This is a genomic window from uncultured Dialister sp. (assembly GCF_900541605.1).
Classification (GTDB): domain Bacteria; phylum Bacillota; class Negativicutes; order Veillonellales; family Dialisteraceae; genus Dialister.
The window spans coordinates 1-8,984 of the sequence record NZ_UQKJ01000079.1; the positions used below are offsets into that span (position 1 = coordinate 1).

7 protein-coding genes are annotated in these 8,984 nt (G+C 51.3%); 6 read left to right on the plus strand and 1 reads right to left on the minus strand.

Features of this window, described 5'->3' with window-relative positions; all coding sequences use genetic code 11:
* Window positions 1–59: 59 nt before the first annotated feature.
* The 5 genes from QZR21_RS06415 (at window position 60) to QZR21_RS06435 (ending at window position 6,692) form a co-directional block, all read left to right on the plus strand.
* The gene (locus QZR21_RS06415) at window positions 60–656 is read left to right on the plus strand and encodes an MTAP family purine nucleoside phosphorylase (RefSeq protein WP_296974450.1); all 597 of its coding nucleotides are present in this window, start codon (window positions 60–62) and stop codon (window positions 654–656) included.
* Complete coding sequence (gene mtnA, locus QZR21_RS06420) at window positions 653–1,708, plus strand: S-methyl-5-thioribose-1-phosphate isomerase (RefSeq protein ID WP_296097441.1); 1,056 nt, start codon at window positions 653–655, stop codon at window positions 1,706–1,708. The genes QZR21_RS06415 and mtnA overlap by 4 nt, the downstream gene beginning before the upstream one ends.
* Complete coding sequence (locus tag QZR21_RS06425; RefSeq protein WP_296974444.1) at window positions 1,705–2,949, plus strand: adenosylhomocysteinase; 1,245 nt, start codon at window positions 1,705–1,707, stop codon at window positions 2,947–2,949. The genes mtnA and QZR21_RS06425 overlap by 4 nt, the downstream gene beginning before the upstream one ends.
* A gap of 11 nt (window positions 2,950–2,960) precedes the next feature.
* Window positions 2,961–4,247 (plus strand): amidohydrolase, encoded by a 1,287-nt coding sequence (locus tag QZR21_RS06430; protein ID WP_296097444.1) that lies wholly within the window; start codon window positions 2,961–2,963, stop codon window positions 4,245–4,247.
* Between the two features lie 1,473 nt (window positions 4,248–5,720).
* Window positions 5,721–6,692 carry a site-specific integrase gene (locus QZR21_RS06435; protein ID WP_296097445.1) on the plus strand — a complete coding sequence of 324 codons (972 nt, stop codon included), beginning with the start codon at window positions 5,721–5,723 and terminating at the stop codon, window positions 6,690–6,692.
* 656 nt (window positions 6,693–7,348) lie between these two features.
* Here the strand turns inward: QZR21_RS06435 and QZR21_RS06440 are convergent.
* Entirely contained in the window at window positions 7,349–7,609 is a 261-nt protein-coding gene (locus QZR21_RS06440; protein ID WP_296097447.1) for a LysM peptidoglycan-binding domain-containing protein, read from the minus strand.
* Between the two features lie 330 nt (window positions 7,610–7,939).
* On the opposite strand from QZR21_RS06440, the gene lexA reads away from it, so the two are divergent.
* A complete protein-coding gene (gene lexA, locus QZR21_RS06445) occupies window positions 7,940–8,572 on the plus strand; it encodes a transcriptional repressor LexA (RefSeq protein WP_296097449.1) in 633 nt (210 codons plus the stop codon).
* Window positions 8,573–8,984 lie beyond the last annotated feature (412 nt).

Here is an 8,984-nt window from a genome sequence, read left to right on the forward strand (position 1 = left end):
AATATACCCAAACGTGAACTTCCGGCAGAAAAGCCTCAGACAGCGATACGCCGACCAATATTTACGCCCTGAAAATGCTGGACGTGAATGCGGTGGTATCTACTACCGCCGTGGGCTCCCTGAACCCGGATTACAAAGCAGGGGAGCTGGTGCTGGTGGACCAGTTCATCGATATGACGAAGTCCCGGAACGGCACCTTCTATGACGGGGAACACTACGGTGTGGCCCATCTGGACATGACCCATCCCTACTGTGAGACCCTCCGGCAGGCCATCATCAAGGCGGCACAGGAGGAGCACATCACCCTCCATCCCCATGGCACCTATATCTGCACAGAAGGTCCCCGGTTTGAGACTCCTGCGGAAATCAAGGCATACCGCCAGTGGGGAGCGGACGTGGTGGGCATGACGAACCTTCCGGAATGCGTCCTTGCCAGGGAAGCGGAAATCTGCTATTCCACCATTTCCATGGTCACCAATTTCGCCGCCGGCATTTCCAAAACCGCCCTGTCCCATAAGGAAGTGGTGGACTGCATGAACCATAACCTGGAAAGCTTCAAGAAGATCATTACCATCCTTTCCAAGACCTATGATCCCGATGTGGACTGCGAATGCCACCATGCGGCCAAAGATTTCGGAGGATTCCATCTGTTATGAGCGCATTAAAGTCCCTCCAATGGGAAAAGGGGGAGCTCGTCCTCCTGGACCAGACGAAGCTTCCCGATGAAATTGCCTATATCCGCTGCAGCAGCCATGAACAGGTGGCGGAGGCCATCAAAGTCCTGGCGGTGCGTGGAGCGCCGGCCATCGGCGTGGCCGCTGCCTACGGCATGGTGCTGGCCTTGCAGCAGGGGCTGGCAAAGGGCCTTTCCGGGAAAGACCTGGCCGCTTATTTCGAAGAGGCCGGGAAAAGGCTGGATGCTGCCCGTCCTACGGCGGTGAACCTGTCCTGGGCGGTGAAGGTGATGACGGAGCTCTTCCATCATACCGAAGAAAGCCGGGCCCTCTCCGTACTCACGGAAAAGGCACAGGCCATGGAGGAGGAGGATAAGCACCTCTGCGACGCCATGGCCGACAACGGAGCCCGCCTCTTTGCAGGAAAGAAGCATCTCCGCATCCTGACCCACTGCAATACGGGGGCCCTGGCCACCTGCGGTATCGGTACCGCCTTCGGCGTCATTTACCGGCTCCATGAGCGAGGACAGATCGACTGTGTCTATGCCGACGAGACGAGGCCCCTTCTCCAGGGCGCCCGGCTCACGGGGACAGAGCTCATGGCCAATCACATTCCCTGCCGCCTCATTTCCGACAACATGGCGGCCTACGTGATGGCCCATGAACATATCGATGCGGTCATCACAGGGGCGGACCGGATCGCCGCCAACGGGGACAGTGCCAATAAAATCGGCACCTACGGTCTCTCGATACTGGCGGCGTACCACCACATTCCCTTCTTCATTACCGCTCCCTTTTCTACCTTTGATTTCTCCATTTCTTCAGGGAAAGAAATCAAAATCGAAGAGCGAAACCCGGAAGAAGTGCGGTCTTACCACGGTGTCCTGGCGGCGCCGAAGGATATGCCCGTGCTGAATCTGGCCTTTGATGTGGCACCCCATGAACTGATAACAGGCATCATTACGGAGAAAGGCGTACTGACTCCACCCTATGATGCTGCTATAAAGAAATATGAAAGGAGTTTACAATTATGAGTGATTCTATGATTCGGGATATTTCCCTGGCTGAAAACGGTGAACAGCGCATCCGGTGGGTGGCAAAATTCATGCCCGCCCTCAATGCGCTGCGGAAGGAATTCATCAAAGACCAGACCTTCAAGGGCAAGACCATCGTCATGTCCATCCATCTGGAGGCCAAGACCGCGTACCTGGCACTGACCCTGAAAGCAGCAGGGGCCAACGTCATCTGCACCGGCAGCAACCCACTGTCCACCCAGGATCCCATTGCCGCAGCCCTCGTAAAGAACGGCATCACCGTCTATGCATGGCACGGTTGCACGGACGAGGAATACACCATGTTCCTGAATAAAGCCCTGGACCATATGCCTGACATCATCATCGACGACGGCGGCGACCTGGTACACCTGCTCCATACCACGAGAGTGGATGCAAGGAAGAACCTCATCGGCGGCTCCGAAGAAACAACCACCGGCGTATACCGCCTGAAGATCCTGGAAAAGAATAAAGAGCTGAAATTCCCGATGATTGCGGTCAACGATTCCTACTGCAAGTACCTCTTCGATAACCGCTACGGCACCGGCCAGTCCGCATGGGACGGTATCATCCGCAGCACAAACCTCACGGTCACCGGCAAGACCGTGGTCATCGCCGGCTATGGCTGGTGCGGCAAGGGCGTTTCCATGCGTGCCAAGGGACTGGGTGCCCATGTCATCGTCACGGAAGTAGACCCCATCAAAGCTATTGAAGCGGTCATGGATGGCTTCGAGGTCATGCCTATGGACGAAGCCGCAGCGCTGGGGGACTATTTCCTCACCGTCACCGGCGATATCAATATCATCACAGAACGTCATTTCCTGAAGATGAAGGACGGTGCCATCTGCGCCAACGCCGGCCACTTCGACTGTGAAGTGAGCCGCAAGGACCTGGAACGGATCTGCACCAGCAAGTACGAAGCCCGGAAGAACATCGAAGGCTACGTACTGCCCAATGGAAAGACCGTATTCCTCATGGCCGAAGGTCGTCTGGTGAACCTGGCTGCCGGCGACGGACATCCTGCAGAAATCATGGACCTCTCCTTTGCCATGCAGACCCTGGCTGCCCGGTACCTCCTGCAGCATGGCAAGGATATGACCGCCAAGGTCTACACGCTGCCCCATGAACTGGATACGAAGGTGGCTTCCATCAAACTGGCATCCATGGGATACAAGATCGATACGCTCACCGAAGAACAGAAGAAATACCTGGGTATTGACTGAGGGAGGAAACCATGTCCATTCTCATTAAAAATGTAGGACTCTGCCGGGACGGCAAAGTAGAAGAGCACAAGAATATCGAGATTTCCGGGAAAATCATCAAATCCTTCCCGGAAAACCCGAAGGTGGAAGATTACGATGAAGTCATCGATGGCCATGACATGATGGCCATGCCGGGCCTCGTCAATACCCACACCCACGTGGCCATGACCCTTTTCCGGAGCTACGCCGATGATATGGCCCTCATGGACTGGCTGCAGAACAAGATCTGGCCGGCGGAAGACCACCTGGACGACGATATCGTGTACTGGGGCAGCATGCTGGCCTTTGCGGAAATGATCCGCGGCGGCACCACCGCCTTCTGCGATATGTACATGTTCATGGACTCCTGCGCGAAAGCCGCCGACAAGGCCGGCATCCGTGGCAACCTGGCCCGGGGCCTCGCCGGTATCGGCCCCAACGGACAGAAGGGCATCGATGAAAACGTGGAGCTCTACAAGAACTGGAATGGGGCAGGGGATGGCCGTTTCAAAGTCATGATCGGACCCCATGCGCCCTATACCTGCCCACCGGACTATATCAGAAAGGTCCGGGATGTGGCTGAGAAATACAACATGCCCGTCCATATCCATCTGTCCGAAACCAAGGGAGAAGTGGAGAACTGCCTGAAAGAATACGGCAAGACCCCGATCGCCCTCATGGATTCCCTGGGACTCTTCGACCGGCCTACGCTGGCAGCTCACTGCGTCCATGTGACAGACGATGATATCCGGATCATGAAGGAAAAACATGTCTGCGTAGCCCATAACCCGGCGTCCAACCTGAAACTGGCCTCCGGCGTGGCACCGGTACCGAAGATGAGAAAAGCCGGCATCACCGTAGGCATCGGCACCGACGGCGCTTCCTCCAACAACAAGCTCGATATGTTCGCTGAAATGCGCCTGGCTGCCCTTATCCACAAGGCTGCCAACTACGATCCCTTCGCCATCACCGCCAAAGAAGCGCTGGATATGGCCACCGTGGACGGCGCCAAATGTCTGGGCTACGACGACCTGGGCGTCCTGAAGGAAGGATACCTGGCGGACATTATCCTTGTGGACAGAAGCGGATACAACTGGAAACCAAGATTCGACAGCATATCCCTGGCCGTCTATGCCGGCAACTCCATGGACGTGGATACGGTCATCATCAACGGCAAACCGGTGATGGAACATAAGGAACTCCTCACCATCGATACAGAAAAACTATACGCCGAAGTGGACAGGGTTACAGAGAAACTGTACGCATTTACTAAGAAATGAGCAGGTAGTGGCTAGTAGCTAGGTGGTCAGCCTGCGTCGCTTCGAGTGGCTAAATGGCGTGTGCAAACGGGCGGGGCCTTGAGCTGGTCAGCAGCTTCACAGGCATTCATCCTGAGGTTTTACCCTGCTACTTCTGACTCTATCCGACAAAGGCGTGCCCCCTTAGAGAAGGGGGCAGCCCGAAGGGCGGGGGATGGATCCGCTTCGAAGAATCGGATTCTGCGAAGCAGATGATGCTGCTTACCCAGCTTCTTCACATATAACAGCTAACGGCTACGGTAATTCATCCTGCAGCTTTGCCGCGTACCGTTTGGCCTATAAGGAAGGCGCTTTTATGGGCAGGCTAAGCGCCTTTTGTATTCAGGCCAAACTTGGAGGTCCTCTGCAGGACCTCCATCTCTAAGGCTGCATGTTATGGAATGCTTCATTTGTAGTGATTTCATCTAAGAATAGGATTCTCCACAGGTCATGGGTCAACTGATGGAAAATGATAGGATGGCCCCAAGGGCCTGATTAGCTTTTCTGGCAGTTAAGGAAGCGCTGATTAATTCGCAGAGTCCGATTATACATGTATTTTCATGCAATACTGCGTCATAATCTTCCTTAAATAGCTTGCTATTCGCGTCGGATTATTCCTTGTATTGCATGAAAATACAAGAGTATAATCGAACAACGATTTAATCAGTGCTTCCTAAAAAGCTGGAGGCTCCTGTACAAAACGATTCTATCTAAACTCAGAACAAACCCTGCAGATGTTTCGTCCAGTATATCCGGTACGAGCACCTGCAGGGTTTTATTTATTATGTGCAATGATGTGGCAAAGCACCGGACCCATTGCGGCTTAGGCTGTAGGGGGCTCAATTCTCTTTCCCCAAAACCCAATTCTCCATATGATATAATACATACAGACCATATATGGCCAAATCCAATAGAAAGGAAGCCTGTAGGAAGCCCGGGGCAGCAGAAGCCTTTATGAATAGGTTCCGATAATTTAATGTTATCGGAACCTATAATGATGAATCTCCCTTTTTTTATCTACAATCAATCAGGGATGTTTGTCCTCCTGCAAGAAATAACCAATTGATGATATAACAGCAAACAGCACATTATAAGCAAGTTCTCCAGCCAAATTGCAATAGTTTATCTATACCACTTCTGTTCTCTGTATACCTTTTCTACGGGTTATATAGTTTCTCTGGAAAATGCTTCTGTATGTGCCTTCGGTGGTCTTGAAAATCCACTAGTGAGCAACTTCGTTAGAAGCATCTTCCATTATTTTTAATTCGATATATAATATCGATAGAAAATGCTTCAGGTGGAGTCTTCAGCGGATTTGCATGCTGTCTGGGACTTATTCCATCGGAAGCACTTTTTAGCGCTTTTTGACTGCTTGTATAGATCATTGGTTTAATAAATATAAAAAATTATGAAAGGATAAAGCTGCCAGTCTAATGTGACAGCGGCTGATCACGTATGGATACCCATTTTTTTCTCCGCGATTTTTCTAAAAACGCACAGAGCGATGGACTTTCGGACAAGAGTGTGAATTCCCTGTCCGTCACGAAGTCCAGAAATACCATCGACGCCTATGAGTCAGACTGGAATGATTTCTGTGACTGGTGCCGGTACCACCATGTGAGTTCCTATCCGGCCACACCGGAAACTGTGGTGAACTATATCAATGACCTGGCGGATTACGCAAAGGCCGCCACCATACGGCGCCGAATCAGCGCCATTTCAGAAAACTACAATGCCTCCGGGGACCATGTGGAAAATCCCTGTAAAGCCTGGATTGTGAAGGAAGCCCTCATCGGCCTTACTCGCCTCAAAGGCAGTATGCAGAAGGGGAAGACCCCACTATACTGGGAGGAAATCGAGGAAATCGTGTCCCATATGGATACATCTCTCCCCTCCCTTCGGGATAAGGCGGTGCTTCTCCTGGGCTTCATGGGCGCCTTCCGGAGGAGCGAGCTTTCGGGCCTCAACGTGGAGGATATTACGAAGTATCCCCAGGGCATTGTCATCACCATCCGCCACTCCAAGACGGACCAGACCTCTGAAGGCCAGCAGATCGGCATTCCCTACATTTCCAACCGGAAAATGGACTGCATCCACGCCCTCCAGGACTGGATGAACGGTGCGGAAATTACAGAGGGCCCCCTGTTCCGGAGTTTCCTCAAAAACGGCAAAGTGTCCGCCCGCCGGCTCAGCGATAAAAGCATCAACCTGATTGTGAAGAAATACGCTGCCTCCATAGGGCTGGATCCCGAATTTTACGGTGCCCACAGCCTCCGCCACGGCTTTGCCACCTACGCCGCCCTGAAGGGCGTGGAAGAACGGCTCATCATGAAGCAGACCCGCCACCGCAGCGTGGAAATGGTACGGCGCTATATCAATGAAGCGGATCTCTTCACCAATAACCCCATTGATAAAATATTTAAGTGAAACTATGGATGCTTTTCTATTACGCAAATAGAGAACAGACATTCTTTTAGCCCATTTTACGGTCAAAAGAATGCCTGTTCGCAGCTAAGGTGTTTTGAGGCTCTTTCACCTCATCCTTTGAACCTGCGCTGCGTTTCATCAATCCACCCTGCGCCTTTGGCGCGGCCCTTCTCCAAGGGCCTGCATGATTATGGAATATCTCACAATGATGATGCCCCCTTCTATTGAGACTTCCTGTAAGCAAGTGCTCCCTTGGCGAAGGGCCTGCCTGTTACAGGGATACTTTACAATAAGCGGGCTCCTTTACAGAGTTACTCTAAAACAAAAAAGAACATTCATTCTTTTCACCGGATTTCCCTTTAAAAGAACGAACGTTCAGAATCTGCAAAATTGTGCTCCACCCCTGCCAGCCTGACTAACCTGATCAAGCCGCTATAGGATACAGGGATCTTCCTATCTAATCTCACAGTTATAGGGCTGCATTCAACCCTTTCAACCTAGCCAACCTAGCCAACCTACCCAACCCACTAATCCACTAACCCACTAGCTCACTAACTCACTTTCTCACTATCCCACTATCCACAAAAGCGAACGCCTATTCTTTTGACGAATTTTCTTGTCAGAAGAATAGGCGTTCGTATTTTCGCAATGATCTGTCAGCGATTCACCGGCACCTTAATGGTCATGCCCGGTACCAGTTCACCGGGATTACTGATATGGTTGAACTGTTCGATATCGTAAATGACTTTCCGGATATCTCTGGTATTGTCCGTGCGTCGGGCAGCGATATCCCAGAGCGTATCGTTTTCTTCCACCGTCACCGTCTCGTACTGCACGGAATCACCGGTCATGGAAGCATTGACACCCCACCCGCAGAATAGAACCAGAGCAATGAACAGGTATATAATCTTTTTCATGGCAGCTCCCCCCTTTTCTGAACAACTGCATGGATGAATCAAACTTTTATTTGCAGGAACGTTATTTTGTAAAACTTTCATTCGCAGAACATCGTTTCTATGTATATAGTAGTACAAAACAAAGTTTCGTACAATAGAACGAGGAATTAAACTTTTTTAATCTACGCTCAGATGTTTGTATTTCCAAAATGGGGGAAATGAATCATTTATTCCATGAACTTCTGTTTGATTTCACCGTCTCTATCCTGTATAATAAATATAGATTTATGACTTTAAAAATAGAAAAACAATGGATTCTATAACTCTTAATTCATTAAGGAAGGGACGAACATGGCTAGAAGAAGGGCAAATAACAAGGAACTGACAAGCCGGGAACAGAGCATTCTTGACTTTATCCGCAAGAAAATTTATGAAGATGGCTATCCCCCCACAGTCCGTGAAATCTGCAGCGCTGTAAACCTCCGCTCCACGTCCACGGTCCATGGATATCTGGCCCGCCTCGAGGAAATGGGTGTCATCAAGAGAGATCCCGCCAGCTCCCGGGCCATCGAAGTGGTGGATGATATGTCCTGGCGCCATAAAAAAATGATTCCCATGCCCATGGTGGGCGCTGTCCGTGCCGGTGAACCGCTGGTAGCCGACGAACATGTGGAATCTGTATTCCCCCTCCCCGCTGAAATGGTGGGCAGTGATAATAACTGCTTCATCCTCGTGGTCCGGGGCGACAGCATGATCAATGCGGGCATCCAGGAAGGAGACTACCTCATCGTTTCCGAACAGGACCATGCCCAGGACGGAGATATTGTAGTAGCCCTCGTAGGCAATGACGATGCTACGGTGAAGCGTTTCTACAAGGAAGCGGACCACATCCGCCTGCAGCCCGAAAATCCGGCGTATAAACCCATCATTTCCAAGGATGTCACCATCCGGGGAAAAGTCATCGGCCTGTACCGCCATTTCTGATAATCGGCAAATTGACACAGTAAAACGCCATACCTGTGAAAGTACTTTACTTTCATGGGTATGGCTTTTTTTTACGTTTGACCAGCAGGTGTGAATAAGAGCGGGGGTCGGGTGGTTACGACCGATGAGGATTTATGGAAATAGATACACCAGTGAATGCTGCAGGCTGGGGAGGGTATTTGCGGCGAAGCCGCTGGACCTCAAATCGGTCTTTGAAAACCCCATCATAGTCATTCTACCAGAAAGATCTCTCGACTCATCGTAGCTTTAGCGATTTTTACCGGTAGAGATACTTATCATGCTGCCTCCGCTCGAGATGACGATATAGGGGAAGTGTCAGAAAGTGCGGCGAAACCGCTGGCGGTTAGCCTCCTTCCTCGGAAGGCGAGGGTCCTGCAGAGGACCCTCGAGC

Bases quoted from the DNA above. Each gene is read 5' to 3' on its own strand.
- mtnA (WP_296097441.1), top strand. From the start codon at position 653: ATGAGCGCATTAAAGTCCCTCCAATGGGAAAAGGGGGAGCTCGTCCTC.
- QZR21_RS06425 (WP_296974444.1), top strand. From the start codon at position 1,705: ATGAGTGATTCTATGATTCGGGATATTTCCCTGGCTGAAAACGGTGAA.
- QZR21_RS06430 (WP_296097444.1), top strand. From the start codon at position 2,961: ATGTCCATTCTCATTAAAAATGTAGGACTCTGCCGGGACGGCAAAGTA.
- QZR21_RS06435 (WP_296097445.1), top strand. From the start codon at position 5,721: ATGGATACCCATTTTTTTCTCCGCGATTTTTCTAAAAACGCACAGAGC.
- QZR21_RS06440 (WP_296097447.1), bottom strand. From the start codon at position 7,609: ATGAAAAAGATTATATACCTGTTCATTGCTCTGGTTCTATTCTGCGGG.
- lexA (WP_296097449.1), top strand. From the start codon at position 7,940: ATGGCTAGAAGAAGGGCAAATAACAAGGAACTGACAAGCCGGGAACAG.